The organism is Streptomyces sp. NPDC127068, assembly GCF_042724695.1.
Lineage (GTDB): Bacteria > Actinomycetota > Actinomycetes > Streptomycetales > Streptomycetaceae > Streptomyces.
Genome location: NZ_JBHXEN010000041.1, coordinates 33,501 through 60,235, shown reverse-complemented (window position 1 = coordinate 60,235; position 26,735 = coordinate 33,501). Strand labels below are relative to the sequence as shown.

Annotated in this window: 22 protein-coding genes; 12 read left to right on the top strand and 10 right to left on the bottom strand. The window is 73.4% G+C overall.

Annotated features, from left to right (window positions below; genetic code table 11):
* Positions 1-86: 86 nt before the first annotated feature.
* From ACFWIA_RS24490 to ACFWIA_RS24455, 8 genes are all read right to left on the bottom strand, one after another.
* Positions 87-2,033, bottom strand: coding sequence for a hypothetical protein (locus tag ACFWIA_RS24490; RefSeq protein ID WP_387008522.1), 1,947 nt, complete (start codon positions 2,031-2,033; stop codon positions 87-89).
* A 177-nt stretch (positions 2,034-2,210) separates the two neighbouring features.
* Entirely contained in the window at positions 2,211-2,855 is a 645-nt protein-coding gene (locus ACFWIA_RS24485) for a L,D-transpeptidase family protein (RefSeq protein WP_387008520.1), read from the bottom strand.
* Positions 2,856-3,017: 162 nt separating this feature from the next.
* The gene (locus ACFWIA_RS24480; RefSeq protein WP_387008518.1) at positions 3,018-3,635 is read right to left on the bottom strand and encodes a TetR/AcrR family transcriptional regulator; all 618 of its coding nucleotides are present in this window, start codon (positions 3,633-3,635) and stop codon (positions 3,018-3,020) included.
* Entirely contained in the window at positions 3,632-4,735 is a 1,104-nt protein-coding gene (locus ACFWIA_RS24475) for a saccharopine dehydrogenase (RefSeq protein ID WP_387008516.1), read from the bottom strand. The genes ACFWIA_RS24480 and ACFWIA_RS24475 overlap by 4 nt, the downstream gene beginning before the upstream one ends.
* Before the next feature lie 137 nt (positions 4,736-4,872).
* Complete coding sequence (locus ACFWIA_RS24470; protein WP_387008514.1) at positions 4,873-5,106, bottom strand: hypothetical protein; 234 nt, start codon at positions 5,104-5,106, stop codon at positions 4,873-4,875.
* Between the two features lie 228 nt (positions 5,107-5,334).
* Complete coding sequence (locus tag ACFWIA_RS24465; protein WP_387008513.1) at positions 5,335-6,411, bottom strand: Clp protease N-terminal domain-containing protein; 1,077 nt, start codon at positions 6,409-6,411, stop codon at positions 5,335-5,337.
* A 207-nt stretch (positions 6,412-6,618) separates the two neighbouring features.
* Positions 6,619-7,284, bottom strand: coding sequence for a response regulator (locus ACFWIA_RS24460; protein ID WP_387008511.1), 666 nt, complete (start codon positions 7,282-7,284; stop codon positions 6,619-6,621).
* A gap of 41 nt (positions 7,285-7,325) precedes the next feature.
* Positions 7,326-9,116 (bottom strand): histidine kinase, encoded by a 1,791-nt coding sequence (locus ACFWIA_RS24455; protein ID WP_387008508.1) that lies wholly within the window; start codon positions 9,114-9,116, stop codon positions 7,326-7,328.
* Positions 9,117-9,252: 136 nt separating this feature from the next.
* Here ACFWIA_RS24455 and ACFWIA_RS24450 point away from each other — a divergent pair, with 136 nt between their 5' ends.
* From ACFWIA_RS24450 to ACFWIA_RS24440, 3 genes are all read left to right on the top strand, one after another.
* The gene (locus ACFWIA_RS24450; RefSeq protein ID WP_387008506.1) at positions 9,253-9,861 is read left to right on the top strand and encodes a hypothetical protein; all 609 of its coding nucleotides are present in this window, start codon (positions 9,253-9,255) and stop codon (positions 9,859-9,861) included.
* Positions 9,862-9,961: 100 nt separating this feature from the next.
* Complete coding sequence (locus ACFWIA_RS24445) at positions 9,962-10,519, top strand: RNA polymerase sigma factor (RefSeq protein WP_387008504.1); 558 nt, start codon at positions 9,962-9,964, stop codon at positions 10,517-10,519.
* Positions 10,516-11,712 carry a CU044_5270 family protein gene (locus ACFWIA_RS24440; protein WP_387008502.1) on the top strand — a complete coding sequence of 399 codons (1,197 nt, stop codon included), beginning with the start codon at positions 10,516-10,518 and terminating at the stop codon, positions 11,710-11,712. The genes ACFWIA_RS24445 and ACFWIA_RS24440 overlap by 4 nt, the downstream gene beginning before the upstream one ends.
* A gap of 273 nt (positions 11,713-11,985) precedes the next feature.
* Here ACFWIA_RS24440 and ACFWIA_RS24435 read toward each other — a convergent pair whose 3' ends face one another.
* Positions 11,986-15,264, bottom strand: a complete 3,279-nt coding sequence (locus ACFWIA_RS24435) for a ferritin-like domain-containing protein (RefSeq protein ID WP_387008500.1) — start codon at positions 15,262-15,264, stop codon at positions 11,986-11,988.
* Between the two features lie 448 nt (positions 15,265-15,712).
* Between ACFWIA_RS24435 and ACFWIA_RS24430 the strand changes: the two genes are divergently transcribed.
* The 3 genes from ACFWIA_RS24430 to ACFWIA_RS24420 all read left to right on the top strand — a co-directional run bounded on the left by ACFWIA_RS24430 (position 15,713) and on the right by ACFWIA_RS24420 (position 18,849).
* Positions 15,713-16,597 (top strand): NAD(P)-dependent oxidoreductase, encoded by an 885-nt coding sequence (locus ACFWIA_RS24430; RefSeq protein WP_387008498.1) that lies wholly within the window; start codon positions 15,713-15,715, stop codon positions 16,595-16,597.
* The gene (locus tag ACFWIA_RS24425) at positions 16,594-18,177 is read left to right on the top strand and encodes an FAD-dependent monooxygenase (protein WP_387008496.1); all 1,584 of its coding nucleotides are present in this window, start codon (positions 16,594-16,596) and stop codon (positions 18,175-18,177) included. Before ACFWIA_RS24430 ends, ACFWIA_RS24425 begins: the two co-directional genes overlap by 4 nt.
* A gap of 114 nt (positions 18,178-18,291) precedes the next feature.
* The gene (locus ACFWIA_RS24420; protein WP_387008494.1) at positions 18,292-18,849 is read left to right on the top strand and encodes a hypothetical protein; all 558 of its coding nucleotides are present in this window, start codon (positions 18,292-18,294) and stop codon (positions 18,847-18,849) included.
* 111 nt (positions 18,850-18,960) lie between these two features.
* On the opposite strand, the gene ACFWIA_RS24415 is transcribed toward ACFWIA_RS24420, so the two are convergent.
* Positions 18,961-19,092: a hypothetical protein gene (locus tag ACFWIA_RS24415; RefSeq protein WP_387008492.1), complete on the bottom strand. Its 132-nt coding sequence runs from the start codon at positions 19,090-19,092 to the stop codon at positions 18,961-18,963.
* A 216-nt stretch (positions 19,093-19,308) separates the two neighbouring features.
* On the opposite strand from ACFWIA_RS24415, the gene ACFWIA_RS24410 reads away from it, so the two are divergent.
* The 6 genes from ACFWIA_RS24410 to ACFWIA_RS24385 all read left to right on the top strand — a co-directional run bounded on the left by ACFWIA_RS24410 (position 19,309) and on the right by ACFWIA_RS24385 (position 26,643).
* A complete protein-coding gene (locus tag ACFWIA_RS24410; protein ID WP_387008490.1) occupies positions 19,309-19,812 on the top strand; it encodes a hypothetical protein in 504 nt (167 codons plus the stop codon).
* Positions 19,813-19,960: 148 nt separating this feature from the next.
* On the top strand, positions 19,961-22,255 hold the full coding sequence (gene secD, locus ACFWIA_RS24405) for a protein translocase subunit SecD (RefSeq protein ID WP_387008489.1): 2,295 nt from the start codon (positions 19,961-19,963) through the stop codon (positions 22,253-22,255).
* 278 nt (positions 22,256-22,533) lie between these two features.
* Positions 22,534-23,577 (top strand): iron-siderophore ABC transporter substrate-binding protein, encoded by a 1,044-nt coding sequence (locus ACFWIA_RS24400; RefSeq protein WP_387008487.1) that lies wholly within the window; start codon positions 22,534-22,536, stop codon positions 23,575-23,577.
* 12 nt (positions 23,578-23,589) lie between these two features.
* On the top strand, positions 23,590-24,624 hold the full coding sequence (locus tag ACFWIA_RS24395; protein WP_387008485.1) for a FecCD family ABC transporter permease: 1,035 nt from the start codon (positions 23,590-23,592) through the stop codon (positions 24,622-24,624).
* 106 nt (positions 24,625-24,730) lie between these two features.
* Positions 24,731-25,810, top strand: coding sequence for a FecCD family ABC transporter permease (locus tag ACFWIA_RS24390; protein WP_387008483.1), 1,080 nt, complete (start codon positions 24,731-24,733; stop codon positions 25,808-25,810).
* Positions 25,807-26,643 (top strand): ABC transporter ATP-binding protein, encoded by an 837-nt coding sequence (locus ACFWIA_RS24385; protein WP_387008481.1) that lies wholly within the window; start codon positions 25,807-25,809, stop codon positions 26,641-26,643. Before ACFWIA_RS24390 ends, ACFWIA_RS24385 begins: the two co-directional genes overlap by 4 nt.
* Positions 26,644-26,735 lie beyond the last annotated feature (92 nt).

The following is a 26,735-nucleotide window of genomic DNA, read 5'->3' as shown; positions in this document are numbered from 1 at the left end:
TGCGTGGGCCACATCATCGCCGGGCGCCGGGCCGGCCCACGTGAGTAGCGGTACTCAGATCCGCCCCGTCTCCCCCGCCTCCGGGCTCACAGCAGCAGGACGACCACTCCCCACAACACGGCCAGCGTCACAACGACGGGCCCCAGCGGCATGCCCTGTTCCCGGGCGTCGGCGACCTCGCTGGGCCGCAACTCCGGGTGGTCGAGGAGGGCCCGCAACGAGTCGGCCGCCCTCCTCGCGGCCGAGGTGCCGCCGCGCCGACCCTGGAACATCCCGAGCCCCACCGGGGACAGCTCGATCTCGGAGCCCCCCTTCAACTCGACGGTCAGGGCGTCGGCGCGCTGGTGCACGTGGGTGACCTCGGTCCACGGCACGTGTCGCACCCGCCACGGCCCACAGACCCAGACGCCGTCCCGGTCGGCGGTGACGCGCCAGTTGAGCGCCGTGGACACCGAGTGGACCAGCCAGGGCACACCGAGCAGCAGGAAGATCCACTGCCAGGAGAAGCCGCCGTCGAGGAGGGCCCACATGCCGCCGCCCTGGAAGGCGAGGAGGAAGAGCCCGAGGCCGCGCGAGCCCCGGTCGGCGGACCAGGTGAGGGGCTGCGGCCCGGGCGCCAGGGAGAGTGTGGCCAGGGCACGGGCCCGGGCGGCGGGGTCCGAGCTGCTGCGACGGGCCTTGCCGGCACCGGAGCCCCGGCCCTGGGGCGGCGGGAAGAGTCCGGGAACCGCCGGTTTGACGGGCGTCACGCTGCGCTCCGCCTCCACCTCCCCGTCGTCCCCGTCGGAGGGCGCCAGGAAGGCGATCTCGCCGCCCGCGTAAGGGGCGCCGAAGAGCACGGCTTCGCGCAGCGCGGACGGCGGGCAGGCGCCGCGGAAGGCCGCGACCATCTCCCTCTTCTGTTCCTCCCACTCCTGTTGTGCGGCGGCTTCCTCCGCCTCGGTCAGCTGGCGGTGTTCGCCGTCCGAGGTCTCGTGTTCGTCGGGCTCGTCCTCCGAGTCGGAGGTGAACAGGGAGTTGAAGCTCAGGACCGGCTGCGCGGCCGTCAGGTCGTCGGCGGCGTAGACCCAGGTGCGCCCGTCCTCGTCGCCCTCGCGCACCAGGACCCTGAGGACCGGGAGCGGTGTGGTGTCGAGGCGGCGCTGACGTCGGTGTCCGACCATCCCGTTGGCGAGGAACGCGAGTCCCGGGACGGCGGTCCCGAGGAGCAGCAGCTCCCAGCCGAAGACGTCGTACGGCTCGGCCACCAGGCGGATCCAGTCGCCGTCGACGACCAGGACGACCGTGCTGCCGACGGGGTAGTCCTCGGGGAAGATCGTGTCGAGGGTACGGGTCTTGCCGTCGGGGAGGGTCACCCGCAGTGCGGAGACGTCGCCGTCGGCCGCGTCGGCCCCGGTGACCTCCGCGGTCACCTCGGTGGCGCGCGCGGCCCGGTCCTCGTACGCGGTGGCGACCTGTTCGGCGCTCCAGAACGCGAACACGGCAACGGCGAGCAGGACCGAGGCGAGCACGAAGGAGAACCTGCCCCGACGGAAGTCCCCGGCCTCGGGAGGCAGCGGGTGCCGCAGGTCTCCGGCGGCTTCCTCGGCGTGGGTCCGTTGGCGACGGGCGGCGGCGAGCCGGTGGGCGAGGCCGGCGACCGCGAAGGCGCTGGCCGCGAGCAGGAACAGGTCTTCGGGGCCCTCCAGGAGTGCCGTGAACCCGCTGTCGGCGACGGCTCCGGCCACGGTCAGCAGAAGGCCCGGCACGGCGAGCCGGGGCTGCCGCCAGATCCAGTACAACGTCAGCAGTCCGAGGACGGCGAGCGTCATGGACGTCCAGGACGTGCCGCAGGGCTGGTCCGCGGTGCACGCCTCGTCCGGGGCGGCGGCGATCGACCAGACGATGCCCGCGACGAGCGCGGCCACGGCCCACAACGGATGCGACCAACGGGCGGGGACGGCGGCCGACCAGCGCGCGGTGTCGGCCGTGCGCCAGCTGCGCGCACCCTCCGGTACGCGGTCCGGCGGCAGGAGAAGGGGAAGATCGCTCACGTCCGCATTATCGTGCGCCGTCCGTTCACTCCCGGCGGCGGCCCTCGTCCGCGGTCCTGCGGGGCGCCGGAGGCGGTGGCACGCCACGGCCCGCCGAAGTACGTGGCGTACTCCGGCGGGCCGGCTCCCCCGACTCGCACGACCGCCGCTCAGCGGGTCGGCGAGCGCTCCCGAGCGTTACGGTCCGGTGACCACCAGGCCCTTGAGCCGGGACCAGCCAAGGGTGTCGATCTTGCCGAACAGCTTCTTGATGTTGGTGTGTTGGACCTTGATGCAGCCCTCGGAGTTGTAGTCCCGGTAGCCGTCCCAGCGCTCGGACTCGATGCTTCCCTGACCGCCGTTGGGCTTCATCTCGCTGTGGATGAACAGCGCGGTCCGGGTGGGGGCCCCGGCGGCGCTGCTGCACCTCTTGTCGGAGATCTTGATGACGTAACCGTTGATGATTCCGTCGAAGTTCTTCCGGTGGAACTCGATCTTGTACTTGCCGTTGGGCAGCCACCCCTTGCCCACCGAGCAGACCCGGCCGTTCACTCCGGAACCCGCCCGGTAGTGCGCGATCGTCCGGTCGGCGGCGCCGGCGACGCTCTGCATCAGGTGGAGTCTGGAGTTGTTGTACGGGGTGGTCGTCCGGTCGGAGTCGGTGTCCTTGCGCTTGACGAACTTGAGGTAGTAGCTGGGCGCCGCCGCGGCGGCCTGACGCTCGGCGGGCGCGGAGGCGGCGGACGCGGGGGCGGCCCCCACGTTCTGGGCCCCGGTCAGGATCAGTACCGCTCCCAGTGCGGCGCTGACGGCGGCTCTGGTGGGCTTCGATGCGATCTGCACGGCCGGTCTCCCTCGGTGGGCGGGTGGTGACGGTGGGCCGCGGGGCGAGCGCCCCGTGACGACACCGCCGACCATGCCGTGCGGGCCTTGCGAACAACCTTCGGAGAACCTGACATCGCAGGTGGGACGAGAGAACGCACCCGCGACGGGCGCTCGTGGCCGTCAGCCCTCGCCGGCCGTGAGCAGGGCGACGGCCGTGCTGACGAGACGGTCGTCCGTCTGCGGGGTCCGATGGGCGGCCACCCCCGAGCGGAACAGGGCCGCGCCCTCGATGAGCATCACGAAGACCTCGGCGCGGGCCCGGCACTCCGCGTCGGCCAGGGCCGGGTGGCGACGCCGGAGGTGGGCGGCGACCTGGTCGCGGTAGGCGGTGTAGAACGCCCGGACCGCGTCGGCGACGGTGGTGTCGACTGCCGCCAGGGCCCAGAGTTCGGTGAACAGCCGGACCAGGGCGGGGTCGTCCTGGTCCGCCAGCAGCTCCCGTACCAGGCTCGCCGGTTCCGGCCCGGCCGGGTGCGGCGACTCGGCCCACAGCGGACACAGCCGGTCCAGGGAGCGGCCGAGCACCCGGTCGAGGACGGCGGCCACCAGGTCGGAGCGGGCGGGGAAGTAGTACTGGAGGTGTCCGAGCCGGACCCCGGCCTCGGTGGCGACGGCCCGCACGGAGAGTTCCGCGTACCCGGAGGCGAGCAGCAGCCGCTCGGCCGCGTCGAGGAGTTCGTTGCGCCGGCGTGCGCCCTTGCCGGTGTTGGTGGGGCGCGCGGCGGGGCCGTCCGTCATGCCGCTCGTTCCTCTCCCGTACCCGCCGCGGTGGTCGTCTCCAGACGGACACCGTACTCGGCGAGCCGTTCGGCCAGGCCGTGCGGGAGCGGGGTCTGTTCGGGGAAGGTGACCCCGGCCCGGGCGGGGGCGCCGTCGGCGCCGAGGACCCGGGCGAGCGCCAGGGCACCGCCGACGGCCGTGAGGTGGGCCTGGCCCGCGGGGTCGGTCACGGTCGCGGTCAGGGTGCGGCCCCCGTGGGCGACCCGGACGCTGAGGGCTGCGGTGCCGCCGTCGCCGGGTGCGTAGAGCAGGGAGCGGCGCACGGCGGTGAAGCGTTCGCCGCGCGCCCAGCGGAAGAAGCCGAGCCGCTTCGCAGCGAGCAGCGCGGTGGTGGAAGCGGCGGAGCTGAAGCCGATGCGGGTGACCGCGGTGGTCGTGCCGAGCGTCAACGGCAGGGTGAACTGTTCGGGGGTGTCGATCCGAGCGACCCGGAGGTCGGCGGCGCCCACCCGGACGGTGCGGGTGTCGGCCAGCGGCATCACGGTGCGGCGGCGCCCGTTCTCGACCACCTCGAAGTCGAGTCCGAACCGGTCCATGAACGCGACCGAGTCGATGCCGGCCCGGTCCCGCTGGTCCCAGCGGATGGCCACCTCCACGGTGTCGGCGCCGCCGAGGGACCCGGCGAGGTCGGCGACCGCGAGGCTGGTCACCCCGCCCATCCACGCCGAGGACAGGAGCACCGGCGAGGTGGGCCCCAGCAGCGCGGCGACGGTGGCCGCCCGTTGGACCCGCGCGGTCCACCGGGCGAGGTCCACGTAGGGCACGCCCGCGCGGACGGCGGCCCGCAGCACCCGGTCGTCGGGGTCGTTGACGACCGTGACCACCGCCCGCACACCGGCGGTGAAGGGCCGCGGTTCGGCGAGGTCCCAGCGGATGAGTCGGGCGCCGGTCTCCCGGGCCAGCTCCTCCCCGCGCGTCACGGTCCGCCCGGCCAGCAGCAGGGGCCATCGGGACGCCGTCATGCGGGCCAGTTCCGCGCCGACGGTTCCGTATCCGCCGACGAGGAGGACCGGGCCCTCGGGGTCATGGGTCAGTTCGTCCTGGGGTTGCTCGTCCATGGACCCACTATAGGTCACTCGACCTAAAAATGGACGGATGCCTGGCTCCACCACCCCGACCAGGGCGAACGCACTGCGCGGGGCCGCCCTCCGACCGAATTCGGAGAACGACCCCGCGCAAGGGCTACCCGCGAGACTCAGATGCGCACCAGCAACACGTAGACGTCGGGCCTGGTCGGGAACGGCTCGCACTTGTAGAGCAGGCCCCACAGGTCCTTGCCCGCCTTCCCCGCCGCATCGCACTCGGCGTACGAGGAGTGGTGGCTGCGCGGCTTGAAGAAGGGGTCCGCGGAGGCGGGCTGCGCCGTGGCGAACAGCAGTCCCGCAGCGGCGACAGCGGCTCCGGCGAGCACGCTCAGACGTCTCAGCATTAACACAACTCCCTTGTCTCACAACAGAAGTGATGTGCCATCAGGCACCACGGGAGAAGCCCGAACCCCTGCTTCCCCCGGCGGCCAGGGAGCAACGTAACCCCACCCTCGACACCGCACAAGAGGTCTGGACCAGCAGGGTTTTACCAGGCGGGTGAGGAACCCGGCCGGTCGAACGCCCCGTTCCGGTCCGACCGGACCGCGTCGGGGGCCGCCGGCGCGTGGCGGCTACACGGACAGCCCCAGGGTCAGCAGCAGCCGGCGGGCCCGGTTCTCCCCCCGCAACAAGGCGTCGGTGAGGGGGCCGGTGCCGTCCCCGGGAAGGAGCGCGTCGGCGTAGGTGTCGACGTCCCGGTCGTCCGTGCCGAGTTCATGACCGTACTGCTCGACCCCACGACGCACCATGAGGTAGTCGGCACCCAGCGCGTGGAGTCGGGCACCACCGGCGAAGCGGTCGGCCGGCGCGGTCGGGGCACCGGAGGAGGCCGGACGCCCGGGCCCGGCGAGCGCGAGGTGCGGATAGCGCTGCGCCACCTCGTAGGTGGCGAGGACGGCCAACAGCAGGTGCTCGGTACCCGCCGCACCGCCCGCCGAGCGGGCCAGGCGCGCGGCGTCGATCCTGGTCCAACTGAGGGGTGCCTCAGCGAGGTTGGCACCCCTGGCGAGGCGCAGCAGCAGGCGCCGCCACAGGGAGTCGGCATCCGGGGAGCAGCGGCCGAGAAGGGTGTCGCGGGTGGGCCACAGGTGGTGGTGGAGCCCGTCGTCGGCCGGCCCGGTGTCGCGTTCGTCGAGCCGGCGGATGACGTCGTCGACGGTGGCGCCGCAGGTCGTGAGCAGGTCCGTGGCGCGGTTGCCCCGGTCGGCGAGGACCCCGCGCAACAGGTGTTCCTGGGAGTACTCGTCGGCGCCCTCACGACGGGCCAGGTCCCTCGCGTGGGTGAAGGCGCGGGCGGCGGCACCCGACAGTCTGCGGCGCCGGTCCCCGTCGGAGCCGAGCAATTCCACCGAACCCACGGCGTGTTCGACGTCGTCCGTGCTCGTCCAGACGGCGGCGCCGTCGTGGTGGTCGCGCAGGACGGCCATCGTGGCGGTGGCGGTGACGCCCGCGAGGGCGAGGGCCTTGTTGGCCGTGCTCCGGCCCGTGGTCAGGGCGGCCAACAGGTTCTCCGTCCCGATGGTGTCCGCGCCCTCGACGTCGTCCGGCAGCGATCCCCACGCGGCTCCCAGCACTCCGGCGACCCGCCAGTGCGCCCCTATCCGCGTCAGCGGCTGCGGGTTCGGCTTCGTTCCTTCATCACTGGTCATGGGGCGATCCTGCCGGTCAAGGGGGTGGGCGGCGCGTCCTCCGTTCGTCGTCGTCCGGCGCGACGTTCCGCTCGCCCGGGCCGGCGCCCCACCCCCGATCCACGACGGTGCGGCCGGGACACGGACGCGGAGCGGCACCTCACCGGCCGACGAAAGTCGACGGGCACCGCACCGAAGGTCGCAGGCACGGCGTCAGGGGTCGGGAGTTCAGGTGCCGAGGCCGGCGTCCCGTGCGAGGAGCGCCGCCTGCACCCGGTTGTCGCACTCCAACTTGGCGAGGATGCGACTCACGTACGTCTTCACGGTGGCCTCGCTCATGTGGAGGCGCCGTCCGGTGTCGGCGTTGGAGAGCCCCTCCCCGAGCAGCGCGAGGACGTCCCGCTCCCGGTCGCTGAGCTGGGCGACCCGTGCGCGGGCCGCGCCGCCACGGGCCGCCGTCCGGTCCGAGGCCAGTTGGTCGACCACGTGCCGGGTGGCCGCCGGTGACAGGTAGGCGTCGCCGGCCGCCGCCGCCCGCACCGCGCCGATCAGTTCGGCGGGAGCGGTGTCCTTGAGCAGGAAGCCGGCGCCGCCGGACTCCAGGGCGCGCAGCACGTTGTCGCGTTCCCCGAAGGTGGTCAGGATGATCGCCCGTACCGCCGGCGCGGCCCTGCGGAGTTCGCCGAGGGCGGCGAGTCCGTCCATGACCGGCATCTGGATGTCGAGGAGGACCACGTCCGGGGCGTGGGCCAGGGCCAGGGCCACGGCCTCACGGCCGTTCGCCGCCTCCGCCACGACCTCGATCTCCGGGTCGGAGGTGAGGATCAGCCGGATGCCCGCCCTGATGAGCGGCTCGTCGTCCGCGATGACGACCCTGACCCCTGGCCCCGCCATGTGCTCACTCCACCCTGCCGACGCCCCGGTTCCGGGCTCGGCTACAACGTGACCTCGAACGACTTCTTCTCGATCAGTCTGCCGTCTTTGAAGCAGAACCGGAAAACCGCCTCGGTGTTCCAGCTGCTGCTCGTTTCCGATGACACGAGGGTGAGGCAGGTGGCCCCCACGGGTTCGGCCGGGGCCTCCTTCTTGCCGTCCAGGCCCGTGTGGAGGAATCCGTCCCCGCGGGGAAGCCGGTCGCGCACGGTGCGTTCCGGCGTCCCGATGCGTATCGCCTCGTAGGTCGACCGGTCGACCATCTCCTCGGTTGCCGACCGGAACAGGAGGATTCCCCCCACGACGACCACCGCCAACCCGGCGATCACGACGGCGACGGAGATGCCGCAGCCCAGCCCGAACCCGCTGACCCGGCGCACCGGCTGCGGCGACCAGCCCCCGGGGGCGCCCGCAGGGGGCCCGCCGCCGCCCGGCCACGGCGCGGCCGGACGACTGGGCGGCGGGCCGAAGGGCCCTGGTGCGGAGCCCTGGACAGCGGGGGGCGGAGGGCCGCCGAGGGGGACATCGGCCGGCGCGGGAGCCGGTCCACCGGGCTCCGCGGTGCCGTAGGGCAACACGCCTGCGACCCGGAACCCTCCGGCGTCCGCGGGGCCGGCGTGCACGATGCCGCCGACCAGCCGGGCCCGCTCCCGCAGCCCGGTCAGGCCCTGTCCACCGCTGACGACCTCGTCGGCGGGCTGCTGCGCGGCGCGGTCGCTGACGACCTCGACGACCAGGGAGTCGGGTTCGTAGCGCAGCGCCACGTCGATCGCGGCGCCCGGCGCGTGCTTGAACGCGTTGGTGAGGGCCTCCTGCACGATGCGGTAGGCGGCGTGTCCGACGGCGGCGGCCACCGGTCGTTCCTCGCCGGCCCGCCTCAGCCGGACGGTGCTGCCGGCCCGCTGGGCGTCCGCCACCAGCGCGTCCAGGCCGGCGATCCCGCGGGCCGCCGGACCCGCTCCGTCCACCGGGGGCCCCGCGATGCCGTCCCGCAGGATGCCCACCACCTCGCGCAGTTCGTGCATCGCGGTCACGGACGCGTTGCGCAGCACGCCGACCGCCTCCCGCTGGCGCGGGGTGAGACCGGGATCGACTTCCAGGGCTCCGGTGTGTACGGAGATCAGTGCCAGTTGGTGGCCGAGGCTGTCGTGCATGTCCTGGGCGATGCGCTGGCGTTCGAGCAGCCGTGCCTGACCGGCGATCATCTCGCGTTCCCACAGGAGCTGCGCATTGCGGTCGTGGAGGGCGTGCAGCAAGGTGCGGCGCTGGCTCCAGTAGCGTCCGGCGAGCCCGGGGACGACGACCGTCGCGACGTAGGCGAGGGTTCCCAGCATCAGGAGCGCGACGGGGGACCGCAGGGACCAGAGTCCCAGGTCGGCGATCCCGACGGCGATGTAGAGCACGTACGAGAGTCCGAACGCGGCCAGGGCGCGACCCGCGACGGCGATGCGTCGCCCCGCCGACCAGGCGATGAACGACTCCATGACCGCGAAACCGCCGAAGAGTGCGCCCAGTACGCCCATGACGACCAGCACGGTGGCGGGCAACCGCCGCCTGAGCAGCCAGAGCACGAAGGCGCCGGCCGCGGTCGCGGCCATGGACAGCGCACTGGCGTCGAGCAGTTCCTCGGTGCCGGCGGCGAGCAGGGCCATCGCCAGGGCGACCAGGAGTTCCCTGGCCGGTCCCCGCCCTGCCACCGGCAGGGCGCCCGGCGCCGTCAGTCCGGGTTCGGGCGCGGTCAGCCAGCCCCGGACGGATCGGACCAGGGGCCGGATTCTTCGTACGACGTTCACGACAGCACCCTAGGCGGGGGCATCCGACGGTCACCGCCCACTTTCGTCCCCGTCCGCTCCGACGAACGTCTCGTCGTGGTGAGAATGACCCGCGCGGTCTTCCCGACCGCGTCCACCAGCAGGAGGAGGTCCGCGCATGCTGTTCACGAAGCAGACGGCGGAGGGCATCCGGGACGGCACCGTCACCCTCGCCTTCCGCAGGTGGAAACGGGTGGCCGTGCGGCCCGGCACCCGGCTGCGCACCGCCGTCGGCCTGGTCGAGATCGGGGAGGTCACGCCGATCACGGACGCGGAGGTCACCGCCGACGACGTCCGGCGGGCCGGCCACCGCTCGGCGGAGGCGTTCTGGGCGCAGCTCGCCCGCCACCCCGAGGGCGCGCTGCACCGGATCGGGCTCCGGTACGCCGGTGCCGACCCCCGGGTGGCCCTGCGCGAACGCGCCGACCTCACGGGCGACGAGCTCGACGCGGTACGGGACCGGTTGGCGCGCATCGACGCCGCCGCCCGACGGGGTCCGTGGACGGGTGACGTCCTCCGGTTGCTCCGGGACGAGCCGGGCACCCCCGCCGCGGTGCTCGCCGAGCGGCTGGGGCGCGACCGGCCCGCGTTCAAACGGGACGTGCGCACGCTGAAGGAGCTGGGCCTCACCGAGAGCCTGGACGTCGGCCACCGGCTGTCCGCCCGCGGCCGGGCGGTGACCGAGGCCCTCCGCCCGGCCGACGGACACGACACCGGTACGGGGTGACGCAGGTCACGGCTCGGAGTCCCGCGATCGGCGGTAACGATCGGCCCGCCCGCACCACTTCCCGGTGTGAGAGAGACCCGGAGGGACGGAGGTGCGGGCGGTGGCTGATGACGCGGACCGCTTCACCGCAATGTACGACGCCTGTCGCGGGCGGGTGTGGGCCTATGTCGTGACCAGGGCGGGCCGACAGATCGCGGACGAGGTGGTGAGCGAAACCTTCACGGTCGCCTGGCGGCGTTGGGAGGACGTACCGCCCGATCCGCTCCCGTGGCTGTTGGGCGTGGCGCGCAACGTCCTGCGCGACACGGTGCGCGCGGAGGTCCGGCGGGCCTCGTTGGCAGCCGAGCTACAGGACTGGGCCGCGCGCTCCGGCCAGCAGGGCACGGGCGACATCGCCGAGGACGTGGCGGACCGCAGCGCCTTGCTGGCCGCGCTGGCCGCCTTGGCGGACGAGGACCGCGAAGTCCTGGTGCTCGCGGCGTGGCAGGGCCTGACGCCCGCGCAGGCCGCACGGGTCGTCGGTTGTTCCGCGGCGGCCATGCGGGTGCGCCTGCACCGGGCGCGTAGACGTCTGACCCGGGCGGTCGAGGCCACGGCGGTCACGTCGTCCCCCCTCCCCCTGACGGGCCGGTTCGTACGAGAGGAAGCACGAGGATGAGGCAGCGCGAGCGGAAGGTGATGGCCAGGCTGACGGCGGCCCGGCCAGCGGAGTTGGCGGGCGACGCCGCCCCCGAGCCGGGGGTGCGCCGACGGGAGTTGGCCCGGGCGCTGCGCCGGACGTCCGACCACCAGGGCGTCGAGGTGCCGTCGCACGCGCCGCGCTGGGGGCGGCGGGGCTGGGGGGCCGGGCTGGTGTCCGCGGCCGTGGCGGCGGCGGTCGCCGTGGCGGTGCTCCCGTCCGACGGCCCCGGTGCCGGCGCGGACTCGCAGGCGCGGCCCGGTGCGGGGCTCGGCAACGACGTCCTGCTGGCCGCGGCGACGGCGTTGGAACGCACCGCCGGGGAGCAACGGGGAGCGTACTGGTTCCAGGAGGAGTCACGAGGGGAGTTGCACCGGGTGACGGGGGCGGGTGACACCCCGTACGTCGTGGACGAGCGGACCACCACTCGCCGCTGGGTGGCCCGCACGACGGAGGACCACTGGTCGGACCGCACGGGCACGGGCACCCGACCCGCCACGCCGGACGACGTCCGGGCGTGGCGGGCGGCGGGGTCACCGCGGACCTGGCAGGTCCCGGGCGGCGGCTCGCTGCGCCACCGCGCGGACGGCCTGCTGGACCGGGACGCTCCGGGCGACGGCTGGGACGTGGAGCCGATCGGCGCGCTGGGCCCCGGCGACCTGCGGGACCTCCCCACCGAGGCGGTCGCGTTGCGCGAGCGCGTACGGGCGGCGACGAAGCGGAAGTACCACGCGCCCGACGAGGTGCTGTCGCGGATCGTGACCACGACCCTGGTGAACCTGGCGATCCACCTCCCGAGCGGCACGGAGCTTCGGGCCGCCGCGTACCGGGCGTTGGCAGAGAGTCCCGGCGTTCGGTCCCTCGGGACGGTGAAGGACCGCTCGGGACGCCCCGGACGGGGGGTGGCGGTGCCCGAGTCCGGCGGTGTGACCGAACTCCGGATCGTGTTCGACGCGCAGCGCGGCACGCCCCTGGGCACGCTGACGGTCGCCGTCCGGGAGCACGACGGCTGGGCGAAGGGTGCGGTGGTGCGGTACACGACGTCCGTCGCCCAGCGCTGGACGGACACGGCGCCGCCGTTCGACGCGGACTGGAGCGATCCGGCCGCCTTCCCGACCGGCGGTCCGGGCCGGCCCGACGTCACGGCGCCGGTTCCGTCGTCGGTCGACTGACCCCGCAGTCCATCGGGTGACCCCCGCTGACGGCCACCGTGCCGTCAGCGGCCCGGCCTCGCCCGGGGTGGTCTCCGCGACCACCCCGGGCGGGGTCGGAGCGGTGTCGGTGACGTCCGCGTGCACGGGCCGCCGGTCGGCGAGGGTCTCGTCCATGAAGAACCCCGTCGTGGCTGCGCCACCTGCCGAGACCGGCATCCGACAGGTACAGGCCGGTCGGACCCTACGGGGGTGGGACCGTCGGTGCGGCCCCTGCGCCCCGTCGACCAGGGCTCAGCCGGTGCCGAGGCGACGGAAGAAGTCCGCGTAGAACTCCATCAGTTCGGCGACCTTGTCGGGAACGGGCGGGCAGGCGCGGGCCGCCTCGGCGCAGTGCGCGAACCGGAGGGCGAGCGCCCGGTGGGCGACGTCGGGGCGCGGCGGAGCGACCGGTGGGGCGTCGAGTTCGAAGGTGGGGCCGGCGGTTCTGCCGTGCCGGCCGGAGTCGAGGGTGACGAGGAGTTCACCCAGGGGACGCATCATCCCGGTCATGACGTCGATCGAGGCGTTCATGAGCTTGGAGCGCCGCAGGCTGGCGTCGGGGCTCTGGGCGAAGTGCTGGGCCATCAGCTGGAGCGCGAGGTGGTAGGAACGGTTGAACAGGGTGGCGACGGACCGCGCGGTGGGGTCGGTGATCTCGGTGCGGATGCCGTCGCCGGGGCGCAGGCTCGGGTTGCGCAGCACGGGATAGGCGGGGTTCCAGGGAACCGGCCTTCCGAGGGGGCCGGGGACGCGTTCCGAGGTCAGGGCGTCCTCGATCCGGAGGAACGCCTCGAAGTGGGAGGGCTCCTCGGATTCCTGGGCGGCGGACGCCCGGCCGTCGTCGACGGCGCCCTCGCCCTGCTCGGTGATGACGTCGATCGCGAAGAGTGCGCTGGTGAGGTCGTCGACTTCCAACTGGTAGTCGGGATGGACGGTGTTGACGGACTCCCGCAGGAACAGGTGGTGTTCACCGCCGCCGCGCCCCTGGTCGACCAGGAAGAGGTCCGGGACGCGGGTGAGTCCCTCGCGGATGCCCGCGTACAGTTCGCTGATCGAGCCCCAGGTGAACCGGTCGGGGGGAGTCGCCGTGGCGGCGGGCGCGACCCGCGGGGTGAGTGCCGAGGGCTGCTCGATGGCGATGAAGCGCTGCACGCTGCCGAGGTTCAGGGGCTCCAGCGCGAAGTCGAGCCGGATCGGGAGCTCGGCGCTGATGGTGGTGAAGTCGATGACGGGGACCTGGAAGGGTTCGCCGATCGCCATGATGATGTTGTTCACCAGCAGGAAGTGGATCATTTCCTCGCGGGCGACGTTGAGGAGCGTGCCGCGGACTCCGTCGTGCAGTCCTTCTCCCCCGGAGCCGCAGGCGAGGGCGAGTTGTCGTGCGGTCCAGTCGCCGCGGCGGACGAGGGCGAGGCCCGCGCCGTGGGTGGGTACCGAGTAGGCGGCGTACAGGTACTGGAGCATGACGGAGAGTTCCAACGCGGCGGCCTGGGTGAGCGCGGTCCGCAGTGCGCTGCGGGTGGTGATGGCCGGTTCGGTGGGCAGGCGTGCGGGGGCGGTGAGCGGGGGCGTCACGCGGGACTGCTGGTTGCGCAGGAAGGCGAGGAACAGTCGGGCCTTCGGGTCGGAGAGGTCGCGGGTGGGGGGCATGTAGTACGTCTTGGAGCGGTTGGCGGGGTCGCACATCTGCCAGGCGAGCTGGGCGTACGTCTCGACCTTGCAGCGGTCGCTGAGGGAGAACACCTCGGTGCGCATGAAGGAGGACACGTGCTCGTAGAGTGCCAGCACTTCCCGGTGGAGCAACGCGAAGTCGACCTGCTCACGGGGGATCTCGTCGAGGTGCCAGTCGTCGGGGAGCACCCGGACGGCGAGGTGGTCGGCCCCGGCCCAGTAGTCGAGGGCGTCCTCGTCGTCGTAGGCGGTCCAGGCGGATCCGGGTGCCGTGGGGTCGGTGGGCGGCGCGTCGTCGGGTCGGGTGGCGAGCAGGACGCGACAGGTGCCGGCGTGCTCGCCGCGCAGGGTGAGGTGCCCGCGTCCTTCGGGGTCCGTGGTGACGGTGCAGCCGGGGCCGTAGTCGTCGCTGCCCCGGGTGCCGAGGAGCACGGCGTCGCCGCAGCGCGCCCGGGGGGAGCCGGCCACGGGATCGCCGGGCAGGGCACGGGGGTTGTGGTACTGGCGGACGTGGACGGTGGCGACGGCGGGCCGTCCGCGGTGGTAGGTGCGCAGCGGCACGGCCACCTGGTGGTCGCGCTGCCGGGCGCGGTCCCGGTGGTGCAGCACCAGGAGGGGGTCGTCGACGTGGACGGTGGTCTCCCGCTCGACGAGCAGCACCTCGGTGCCCCGCTCGGTGCCGCGGACCAGGTGGAGCGCCTCGTCCCCGGCCGCGCGCCAGTCGGGGGCGGCCGGTACGGAGACGATGCCGTGGGTGGTGTCCCTCAGATAGGTGTCGGCGGGGAACCGGGCGACGAGCCGTCCGGTGACCGCCGTGCGCAGTTCGAGGTCGCCGAGGTCGACCGGTGGCCCGGGGCGCCGGGTACCGTCCCGGTGTTCGGTGCGCGAGGCCAGGGGCACGGCGGTGACCAGGTTGAGGGCGGCGCGGCCGAGGGCCACCTCGGCCGCGAGGTGCCGTAGCGGTCCGGCGGGCACGGGGACGAGTTGTCGTCCTGCGGGGTGCGTCCGGGGTTCGTGGGCGTACCGGGGGGCGATCGTGCCCCGCACCCGCCAGGTGGGGAAGGTGCCGGGCGAACGGGGCGGGACCGCGCAGTCGAGGGCGAGTTGGACGACGAGCCCTTCGGCCTCCCCCTGCCCGGCGCGCAGTGCGGCGACCGCCGCCGAGGCGTCGGCGCCGGGAAGCCAGTCGAGCGCGTCGTACGCCACGGTGAACTGGTGCACGGCGCTGTAGCGGAGCTCCGGGGCGAGGTGCGCGAGCGTGCCCTCGCCCACGTCCCGAATGCGCTGGAAGCCCACCCAGCGCGGCGGCGCGTACCCTTCGACGCCGCCCGTCAGCAGGTATCCGTCGTCGTGCGACCGGCCCTGGCGGCCGAGGCCGAAACGACCGACCATGAGGGCCGCCGTCCACCGGGAGGCGGGGTCGAGGTCGAAGACCCGCGCCCGGTTGACGGTGGTCTGGAGGTACGGGTTGTAGTGGCCCCACACGTCGACGTGGGTGCCCACGACGGGGTCGTCCCGCTCGACGGCGGGTCCGGTTCCCGGGGGGATCTGGTCGGGCGGGGCCGTCTCGACGCCGACGACCCGGGCGTCCATCCAGAAGTGGCCGTTGCCCCCGAAGTCCCAGCCTTCGGCGGCGCTGAACTCGCCGTCCGGGTCCGGGCGTCCGGCGGCGGTGTGGCGGGGGCCGCGCCGGCGGAGGAAGTCCCGGTACTCGGTGGTCGGGCGGTGCGGGGGGACGGGGCCGTCGTCGTCGTGGACGCGGTGGGTCGCGAGGTCGACCAGGCCGCAGCGCAGTCCGGTCGGCAGCCGGGTCGTGGCGGTGCCCGCGAAGTGGAGCCGGGGGAGGTCGAAGACGCTCATCCGACGGCCTCCGACGCGCGCGGAACGGGACGCGGTCCGCCGAGCTGGCGCACGTCGTGGTGGACGGGAGCGGGCCGCGGGGCACGCGGGAACGGCACGCGCATCGAACTCCCCTGGGGGGCCGTGGAGTAGGGATGTCCGGGTGTCAACGCCCCGGCGCCGGGCCCAAGATCGTCAGTCACGTCCGGAGCCTGCCCGCAGTTCGTCAGCAAGCATCATAAATACTTCTTTCGAGCTATAAGACGGTTGCCGGGGCACGACGGACCCGCCCACCCCGTTACGTTCAGTAGCGATTCATGCACGCCGGCCCGGTACGCCGCGGCCGGTTGAGGCGTGTCCGGCTGAGGCGTGTCCGGCTGAGGCATCTCCGGCTGCGCTGCGGCGGTGTGCGACGCGGCGGGAAGGCCACGCGGTGAAGACCGCGGTGAAGACTTAAGGAGGCGAAGCGATGCGGGCGAAGGTGACGGTCCTCGGGCTGGGACCGATGGGGGTGGCGCTGGCGGGCGCGTTCCTGGCGGCCGGTCATCCGACGACGGTGTGGAACCGCTCTCCGGGGCGGGGCGAGGCCCTGGTCGAGGACGGTGCGCGGGAGGAGCCCACGGCGGCGGCGGCCGTCATGGCGAGTCCGGTCGTGGTGGTGTGCCTGGCCTCGTACGACGCCGTCGAGGAGGTACTGACCCCGCTGGTGCCGCAGTTGCGCGGGCGGACGGTGGTCAATCTGAGTTCCGGTTCCCCGGTGCAGGCGCGCGAGGTGGCGGCGCTGGTGGAGCGGGCCGCGGCCGACTACCTCGACGGGGTGATCCTCACGACCCCGGCGGGCGTGGGCATCCCCACCTCGATGCTGTTGTACGGCGGCCCCGCCGATTCCTTCGCCGCGCACCGCGACACGGTCTCCGCGCTGGGCGACCCCCTGCACGTGGGCACCGATCCCGCGCTGCCCTCCGTGTACGACACCGCCCTGCTGAGCCAGCTCTGGGGCACCCTGACGGGCTGGTTGCACGCGGTGGCGCTGATCGGTGCGGACGGCCCCGGCGGCGGGGTGAGCGCGCAGGCGTACACCGAGATCGCGGACCGTTGGATGGGGTCGGTCCGGGCGTTCATGAACGCGTACGCCCCGCACATCGACGCCGGGCGCTATCCGGGTGAGGAGTTCGACCTCGACCTCCATCTGCGCACGATGGAAGTCCTGTCCCACGCCAGCGAGTTGCGCGGGGTCAGATCGGGACTGCCCGAGGTGTTCGAGGGCCTGGCGCGGCGTGCGGTCGAGGCCGGACACGGCGGCGACAGCTACGCCCGGCTGGTCGAGTTCATCCGCGCGGGCAGCCCGGTGTGAGCAGCACCCGGGACGTGGTGGTGATCGGGGCCGGGCCGACCGGCCTGGCCCTGGCGATCGCGCTGCGGGTGTACGGCCTGGACGTCCTCGTCGTGGACAGGAGCGCCGACACCAAACACGAACCCCGGGCCAGCGTCATCTGGCAGCGGGCCCAGGAGACCCTGCGGGACCTCGGCTGCGCGGACGCGATCGTGGCTCGTGGACTGCGCCTGCGCCAGGGCGAGTTCCGGGTGCGGGGGCGCGTCGCCGGGGTCCAGGAGATGGAGATGGAGCACACCGCCTTCCCGGGGCCCCTGGCCATCGAGCAGGACGCCGTCGAGGCGCTGATGCGGGATCGTCTCCAGGAGTTGGGGACGCAGGTGAGGTGGTCCACCGAGGGCATCGGCGTCCAGGTCGGCGCCGAGGGCGCGGAGGTCGACCTGCGGGGGCCCGACGGCCGGGTCCGCACGGTCGGCGCGCACTGGGTGGTGAGCTGTGAGGGTTCGCGGAGCCTGGTCCGCAGGACGCTCGGCATCCCCTTCGACGGCGAGCGCCGCGCCAACTTGCAGTGCGTCCAGCTCAACGCCCGTCCCCGGTGGAACCAGCCGTACCGGGCGGACGTGACGCAGATCTTCATCAACCACCGGGTCACCCTGGTCGCGGGGCCGGTTCCCGGCGGCGCGACCAGGTTCTACGCGTTCCTCCCCGACCCCGATCCCGACCGGTGGGAGCCGCCGAGCGTTCCGGAGATGGAGGCCGTCGTGGCGGCGGCGACGGGGGAACCGGTGGTCGGGCTGGAGCCGTCGGAGCCGCGGTGGGCGAATCGTGCACGGTTCCACGACCGGATCGCCGGGCGGCTGCGTGAGGGGCGGGCCCTGTTGGTCGGGGACAGCGCCCATGTGTGGGCGCCGATCGGCGGCCGGGGTCTCAACACCGGTCTGCTGGGTGCCCACAACCTCGGCTGGAAGCTCGCCGCCGTCCACTACGGCTGGGCCCCGGACGCGCTGCTCGACACCTATGACGACGAACAGCGGCGCACGGCCCGCTCGGTGATGCGTGCCATGCGACGCAACGTCGTGGAGCTGCCGCCGAACCGTGCCACCTTCGCCGCGATCCGGTGGTTGCTGCCCCTGATGATGAGCAGCGACCGGATCGTGCGACGCGGGGCCGACCGGCTCAGCGACTTCGCCCGCGACCACCGCGCCAGTGGGCTGTCCGCGGGCCGCCGGGGCTTCGGGGGCGGCCCGGGTCCCGGGGACCGGCTCCCCGATCTGCCGGTGACCACCGGCGAGGGCGACCGTCGGCTGCACGACCTGTTGTCGTACCGCCAGTGGACGCTGCTACGGATCGGCGCGGACGGCGGAGCCGCGGCGGGTGCCGTGGCCCTGCGTGCGCTCACCCGGCAGTACGCCCTACCGGTGGCGCATCTGACGGTCCGACCGACGGCCGCGCAGCGGCGGGCGCTGCCGGACGGCACGTTGTTGCTGGTGCGGCCCGACGGTCATGTCGGGCTGCGCGCCGGGGTGGGCGATCTGAAGGCCGTGGCGGCCTATCTGGACCGCTGGTCGTGCCGCCGGGGCATCGCGGGCGAGGAGACCTGACCCGGTGGCTCTGCCCCGGTAGCTCTGCAGTCTGATGCGGGCCCCTCCTCCCGGCGGAGGTGGCTACCGCCCCGGCATGACGACCGGGCGCCGCGGGTCCCCGAGGCTGAGGCCATGACCGCACTCACCGGATCCCGCCCGACCACCACCGCCCACGGCACCCGACACCCTGTCCCGCAGTGGGCTTCCGCCCTCGCCCATGCGATCCCCTTGCTGTTGCTCCCCCAGTGCCTGTGGCGGCTGCCGTTCGCCTTCGGTTTCGAGATGGGGCTGGCCGGCGAAGGGTCGATGCCGTCGTCCTTGTGGGTGTCCGTCCCCTACGTCTTCGGGCTGAGCTTGATCACGGAGGCGTTGGCGCTGTTGTCCTTCGGGCTGGTACGGGGCTGGGGGGAGGTCGCCCCCGCCTGGCTGCCGTTCGTCGGAGGGAAGCGGATCCCTCCCCTCGCGGTGATCGTCCCCGCCGCCCTCGGCGGTCTGGCCACGACGGCCTTCTGGGGGTACGGACTGCTGGGCTGGTTGGGCTTCCACGACGTCGCCGAGTTCACCAGTGGCGGCTGGCAGGTACTGGCCCGCCTCTGCATCGCCCCCGGGATGTTGTGGGGTCCGCTCCTGCTGGTACTGACCTACGCCTACTCCACGCGCCGCTGCCGCCCCGCCGCACACCAGGGGTAGCAGGGCAGCGGTTCCGTGGTGGCCCGAGCGCCACGCCACCGGGTCCGGACGGGCTGCCCGTCCGGACTTCGGCGCGCTCGCGCCGGGGCCCGGCGGCGGGAGGGTCCTGGCCTACTCGGCGGCCTTGATCACCTCGACCTTCTTGTCCCCCGCGGTCGCGTGCGCACTCGCCGCCGCACCTGCGACGAGGAGCGCCGCGGTGAGGGCGGCGGAGACGATGGTCACGGCTCGTGTGAAGGTCATGCTTCCCCCTGTGGGCATGGTGCCGGTCACCTGTCGGAAGGGTGCCATCGGCACGGGCGCGGAACAAGACCGGCCAGGGCGGTCCGCTCCGGGCCCCGGGCGGTCGCCGGTTCGCCTACGCTGGTGCCGCACGGCACCGGGTTCGTTCCCGCGCGCGGTGGACGACGCAGCAGCGGGGCGGTCGGACGGACGTCCGGTGACCGAGGGGAGGACAGCGTGCGACAGCGGACCGGGCCGACGGCACGCGGAGTCGTCTCCGCCCTCGTGTGGGGCGTGCTGCTGCTCCTCGTGACCGCGTTCCCCTCGGTGGCGGCCGGCAGTGCCCTCGTTTCCCCGCCCCCCACCTGTGGACCCGTCGCCCTCGTCCCCGGGGTCGACCGTGCCCCCGGGAGCACGGACCCGGTGGGTGGCGACACGGGCCCGCAGCCGTCGGCACGTTCCGGGCCGGTGCCCCGCCCGGCCGAGCCGTCGAGCGGTCCGGCCGCGTTCCGTGCCGAGCCGTTGTCGGGGCCCGTGACCGCCGTGCAGCTCACGGTGGCCGGGGAGCACAGCGGTCGGCCCGCCCTGCATCCGCCCGCGCCCGCGGGTCCGGTCACCGCGGTCCACGCCGTACCCGCGCCCCGTGGCACGGTCGTCGCCGCCTGGCGGGAGCGCGGACCGCCCGAGCCCCCGTCGGGTCCGCGCAGCACCCGCGCACCGCCCGTCTTCCGGAGCAGTTGACGCCCGGGACGTCCACCGCCCCGCCCTCCGGCCCACCCGGAGTCGGGGACGACGTCCTCCCGTCCCCGCGTGCGGTGCGGTTCGCACCCCGCGCGTCCTGCATGTCCGCGGGCGCCACCGTGCCCGTGTGACGCTCCGTGGAGCCTTCATGAAATCTCGTGCCCCTCTTTGGCGCGCACTGGCCGCGTTCGCCGTGGTCGCCCTGTCCCTGTTGGCCGCCCTGACCACCGAGCCCCGGCTCGGGCTGGATCTGCGGGGCGGTACCCGGATCGTGCTGGAGACCCGGGACTCCCCCACCGTCAAGGCGGACGCCGCCGCGACCGACCGCGCGTTGGAGGTGCTGCGCCAGCGGGTGGACGCGTTGGGGGTCGCCGAACCCTCGCTGGCACGTTCCGGCGAACGACGCATCGTCGTCGAACTGCCGGGGGTCCAGGATCCCCGGGAGGCCGCCAAGGTCATCGGCCGCACCGCGCAGCTGACCTTCCATTCCGTGGAGGGCGTGGCGGACCGGGCGGCGGACGCGCCCGGCGCGGACGGTTCCCGTACGTTGCCCGACCCGGACGCACCGGGCAGCTTCCTGCGACTCGGTCCGCCGGCGCTCACCGGGGCGGGCGTCAAGGACGCCGACACGTCCTTCGACACCCAGGGCGCCCGGGGCTGGTCGGTTTCGTTGTCCTTCCACGACGACGCGGGCAAGAGCTGGGCCCGGATCACCGGAGAGGCGGCGTGCCAGGCGCCGGGCGACCCGGCGCGGCGGGTCGCGATCGTGCTGGACGACAAGGTCGTGTCGGCACCGGGGATGGAGCAGTCGGTGCCCTGCGACACCGGGATCACCGGCGGTTCGGCGCAGATCACCGGTGGCTTCGGAGCGGACGAGGCACGTGATCTGGCGGCCCTGGTGAAGGGCGGGGCGCTGCCCGTGCCGGTGACCACGGTGGAGCAGAGCACGGTCGGTCCGACGCTCGGCGCGGACGCGATCCGGGCGAGCGCGCTGGCCGCGGTGATCGGGCTGGTGTGCACCGGTGTGTTCATCACCGTCGTCTACCGGCTGCTGGGGCTGCTGGCGACGCTGGCGCTCGGGCTGTACGGCCTGATCTCCTACGCGGCGGTGGTCACCCTCGGCGCGACGCTGACCCTGCCGGGGCTCGCCGGTTTCGTGCTGGCGATCGGCATCGCCGTGGACGCGAACGTCCTGGTCTTCGAGCGGGCCCGGGAGGAGTACCTGCGGCCCACGGCCCGCACGACCGATCTGCGTCGCCCGCTGCGGGTCGGGTTCAGCAAGGCGTGGAGCGCGGTGGCCGACTCGCACGTCACGACGCTGCTCGCGGCCGGGTTGTTGTTCGTCTTCGCCAGCGGGCCGGTGAAGGGGTTCGGGGTGACCCTCGCCATCGGTGTGCTGGCGTCGCTGGTCTCGGCGATGCTCATCACGCGGCTGTTCGCCGAGTGGGCCCTGAAGTGGGGAGCGGTCCGGCGCCGCCCCGGGTGGACGGGCATGACGATGAAGGGCCGGGTGCGGACCCGGTTGGAGAACCGCCCGCCGCGGCTGATGCACCGGCGGCGGCGCTGGCTGGGGATCTGCGGCGGTCTGCTGTTGGTGGCGCTCGCCGGGATCGGGGTGCGCGGTCTGGAGTTCGGCGTCGAGTTCACCGGTGGCCGGCTCGTGCAGTACACCACCGAGCAGACCGTCGACGCGGACACGGCACGGCAGGCGGTCGCCGACGCGGGGTTCCCGCGCGCCGTGGTGCAGTCGTCCGGTGACAGCGACATCACCGTACGGATCACGGAGCTGACCGACGACGAGCAGCAGACCGTGAAGGAGGCGCTGGCCGAGGTCGGCGGCGGGGCGAGCGTGGTGCGTGACGACCGGATCGGGCCGAGCCTCGGCAATGAGTTGCGCACCCACGCACTGATCGCGCTGGCCGTCGCGGTGGCGGCGCAACTCGCCTATCTCGCGGTCCGGTTCCGCTGGACGTTCGCGGTGGCCGCGGTCGCTTCGATGGTGCAGGACGTGCTGTTGGTGATCGGTCTGTTCGCCTGGCTCGGCAAGCCGGTCGACAGCGTGTTCCTGGCCGCGCTCCTGACGGTGGTCGGGTACTCCGTCAACGACACGGTCGTCGTGCTGGACCGGCTGCGGGAGTTGCGGCGGGGTGCGCCCCGCGGTGCGTGGCCCGACCTCGCGGACCAGGCCGTCGCGCAGACCTTGCCCCGGACGGTGAACACGGGCATGGGGGCGTTGTTCGTGCTGGTGGCGCTGGCCGTGCTCGGTGGGGACTCGCTGGCCGACTTCTCGGTGGCGCTGCTGGCCGGGGTGCTGCTGGGCATCGGGTCCACGGTGTTCACCGCGCTCCCGCTCGCCGTGATCCTCCAGTCCCGGCGGCCGGAGCGACGGCGCGAGCCCCGGGTGCGTCCGCAGCAGCGCGACAAGTCGGGTGCGGTGGTCTGACCGGGCCGTGCCGCCGGGTCCGGGTCCGTCGCCCCGGACCCGGACCCGGCGGCCCCGGGCACCCGTGCCCCACCGCCCTACCGTGTGCTGCCGCGCCCGCCCGTCGGACCGCGGCCGGATTCCGTCCCGGCTGGCCGGATTTGATGTTCACCCTACAAAAGACTTAGGGTCCCCTTAGTTCCCCGGCCTCGCCCGGGCACGCCCGTGTTCCGCCACGCCGCCGTGGCCACGGCGGCATGCCCATCGTCACGCCGGGCCATCCGACAAGAGGAACCCTCATGCTCTTCACCTCCACCCGTCCGGGCCTGCGGGCGCTCGCCGTCGTCCCGGCCGCCGCCCTCGTCCTCGTCCTCACGGGCTGCTCCGCCGAGGAGGAGGACAAGAAGGCCTCCGGCGGGACCGAGAGCAAGGGCGCCTTCCCGATCAGCATCAAGAACGCGCTGGGCACCGCCAAGATCACGGAGCAGCCCAAGCGGGTCGTCACCCTCGGGCACGGCTCCACGGAGACCGCGATCGCGTTGGGCCACACGCCGGTCGGCATGGAGCGCTACGAGTGGGGCAGCGACAAGACCGGTTACATGCCGTGGATCCACGAGGCGGTGACGAAGAAGGGCGACAAGCTCCCCCAGCAGTTCACCGGTGGCGAGAACCTGGACATCGAGGCCATCGCGGAGCTGAAGCCCGACGTCATCCTGGCGCCGTGGTCGGGTGTGACGCAGAAGCAGTACGACGTGCTCACGGACATCGCGCCGACGGTCGCCTACCCCGGCAAGGCGTGGAGCACCAACTGGGACGAGCAGATCGCGATCGTCGCCAAGGCGCTCGGCAAGCCGGAGCAGAGCAAGGTCCTCGTCAAGGAGATCGAGAAGACGTTCGCGGACGCCGCCGCGAGCCGTCCCGAGTACAAGAAGCACACCTTCTCGTACATCTACAACACCGGCCCCGGCACGCTCGGGGTGTTCCGCACCGAGGAGCAGCGCGTCGCCGTGGTGTCCTCGCTCGGTCTGAAGGCCGACCCGGTCGCGGACACCTTCAAGGAGGTCGAGGGCACCGACTCCTCGCTGATCGGCCTGGAGAACGGCAACAAGCTCGCCAAGAGCGACCTGATCTTCACGTTCTACTCGGACGAGAAGAACCGCAAGGAGATCGAGTCGCAGAAGCTGTACAAGGCGATTCCCGCGATCGAGAAGGGCGCGGTCGTCGCGGGTGACGAGAACCCCTTCGTCACCGCTTCCTCGATGATCAACCCGCTGACCGTGCCGTGGAGCATCGAGCGGTACCTGCCGCTGATCGACAAGGCCATCGAGAAGTCCGGCAAGTAGGACCGGCGACGGATGACGATCCCGGTGAGCCCGCCCGCGCGCAGGACCGCGTCGCGCGCGGGCGTTCCGCGGCTGGTGCTCTGTCTGGTGGGGGCCGCGCTGCTGTTGGTGGCGGCGGCCCTCGCCAGTGTGATGTTCGGCAGCATGAGCACCAGCGCGGGCGACGTCCTGGACGTGCTGTCCGGTGACGCCGACGCGCATCTGACGACCGTCGTCGAGAGCCGCTACCCACGGACCCTGCTCGGCGTCCTCGCCGGGGCCTGCCTCGCGGTGTGCGGAACGCTGATGCAGGGCATCACCCGCAATCCGCTGGCGGAGCCGGGACTGCTCGGCGTCAACACCGGTGCGGCGGCGGGCGTGGTCACCGCCACGGCGTTCCTCGGTGCCACGGGTTCCTCGTCCGCGATGTGGTGGGCGCTGCCCGGCGCCCTGGTGGCCGGCGCTCTGGTCCACCTGATCGGTTTCAGCGGGGCCTCCTCCAGTCCGGTGCGGCTGGTGCTCGCCGGCGCGGTGCTGACGGCGGTGCTGATGGCCTACATCCAGGCCGTCACGCTGAGCCGTCCGCAGACCTTCGACAACTACCGCTACTGGGTCGTCGGGGCCCTCGGCGGACGGGACTTCGACGTGCTGTGGTCCGTGTTGCCGTTCGCGGCGACGGGGCTGCTGATCGCCGTCCTGGTCGCGCCCGCGCTCAACGCCCTGGCGCTGGGCGACGAGTCGGCGACCTCGCTGGGGGCGAACCCGGCGGTGACCCGGGCCCTCGGCTGGGGCGCGGCCGTGTTGCTCGCCGCCGCGGCGACCGCGGCGCCCGGCCCGATCGCCTTCGTGGGGCTCGCCGTGCCGCACGTGGTGCGCGGTCTCGTCGGAACGGACCACCGCTGGCAGATCGCACTGGCCGCATTGGTGGGGCCAGTGCTGCTGCTGGCCGCGGACGTCATCGGCCGGGTGCTGTTGCGTCCGCAGGAACTGATGGTCGGCGTCGTCACCGCCTTCGTGGGGGCGCCCGCGTTGCTGATCACGTTGCGTCGGATGAAGCACTCGCTGTGAGCGGGACCGGAGGAAGGGCGCACGTGTCGCACGCGTGCGCGGTGACGGGACCGTGGGGCACGGCGCAGGTCGCCGGGCTCCGCACACAGCCGACGAGGGGTGGACGATGAGGACCCGTACCGTGCCGGACTCCCCCACGGGGTCCGTGGCCCCTTCGCGCCCACCGGCACGGCTGAGGCTCGGGCGGGTGGTGGCCCTGCCCGTGGACGGCCGGGCGCTGTGCGTCTCGGCCGGTCTGCTGGTGCTGCTCGCGGTGGCGTCCGCGGCCACCCTCACCCTGGGGCGGCTGGGCATCGCGCCGGCCGACCTGCCGTCGGCGGTCACCGGTGGCGCCGAGGGCATGGACAAGCTGATCGTCAACCGGCTCCGCGGCCCGCGCCTGCTGACCGGCATCGGGGCGGGCGCCGCGTTCGCCGTGGCGGGCGCGCTGTTCCAGTCCGTGACCCGCAATCCGTTGGGGAGCCCCGACGTCATCGGGTTGAGCGGCGGTGCCGGCGCGGGGGCTGCTTTGGTGGCCCTGCTCGCACCGGGGTTCCCGGTGTCGCTGGGGGCGTTGGTGGGTGCCGTGGGCGCGATGGGCGTGGTGTACGCGGCGACCGGGACGGGCTTCCGTGACCCGGGGCGCCTCGTGGTGGCCGGCATCGGCGTGGCCGCGCTGGCGGCGGCCGTGACCCAGTACGTGGTGTACGCGGTGGAGCGCGACCAGGCGACGGTACTGACCTCGTACCTCAACGGCAGTCTCGCCACCCGGAGCTGGACCGACGTCTCCACCGTCTGGACGCTGCTGCTGGTCGCCGTGCCGTTGACGCTGTTGATCTCCCGCGGGCTGACGATCGGCGAGATGGGCGACGAGTTGTCCACCGCCCTCGGCACCGACCCGCACCGCACCCGCACCGCCGCCGTGGTGCTGTCCACCGCGCTGGCGGCGGGCGCGGTGACCGTCGCCGGCCCCATCGCGTTCATCGCGTTGACCGCCCCGCAGATCGCGCGCAGGCTGGCGCCCGCTCCCGGCCCCCGGATCATGGTGTCCGCCGTGACCGGAGCGGTGCTGCTGGTCCTGGCCGATCTGGCGGCCCAGCACATGCCGCTCACCGACGACCTGCCCGTCGGCATCTACACGATGGGCATCGGCGGCATCTACCTCGGCTACCTGCTCATCCGCGAATGGAAAAAGGGCACCCTATGACCTCGAAGCCCGATGTGTCCGCCGTCGAACGGGACGGGTCCGCCGCCGGGTTGTCCGCCCGGGACATCACGCTCTCGTACGACGGGCGGCCCGTCGTCCGCGGGGTCAGCGTGGACCTGCCGACGGACGGCCTGACCGCGATCATCGGACCCAACGGTTCCGGGAAGTCCACCTTGTTGAAGGCGTTCGCCCGGGTCCTCAAGCCGGCTTCCGGGACGCTCACCCTCGGCGGGACGGACATCCACTCCCTGCGCGGCAAGCAGTTCGCCCGGCAGGTGGCCCTGCTGCCGCAGAACCCGCAGACACCGGCCGGGATCACGGTACGGGCACTCGTCCAGCGGGGTCGTCACCCGCACCACACGCTGCTGCGCCAATGGACGCCCGACGACGACCGGCACATCCAGGGGGCGCTGCGCCACACGGGACTGACCGAGCTGGCGGACACCCCCGCTTCGGCGTTGTCCGGCGGCCAGCGGCAGCGGGCGTGGATCGCGATGATCCTGGCCCAGGACACCCGGCACGTCCTGCTCGACGAACCCACCACGTACCTGGACGTGGCCCACCAGTACGACCTGCTCGAACTCTGCGCGCAGCTGCACCGGCGGGGCAGGGCGATCACGGCGGTGCTGCACGACCTCAATCAGGCGGCGCACTACGCGACGCACCTCATCGTGCTCCAGGAGGGTGCGGTGGTGGCGCAGGGCGCCCCCGTCGAGACCCTGACGGCGGACCTGGTGGCGGAGGTCTTCGGGCTGACGTGCGACGTCATCCCCCACCCCCAGACCGGCGCCCCGCACCTGATACCGCGTCCGCAGCGGCGCACGGACGACTAGCGCGTACTCCTGGTCGAGGCCGTCTTCGCCGTCCCCGCACGACGAAGACCCGGCGGCGCGGGATGAGCCCGCGCCCCCGGGGCCGGGCCGCG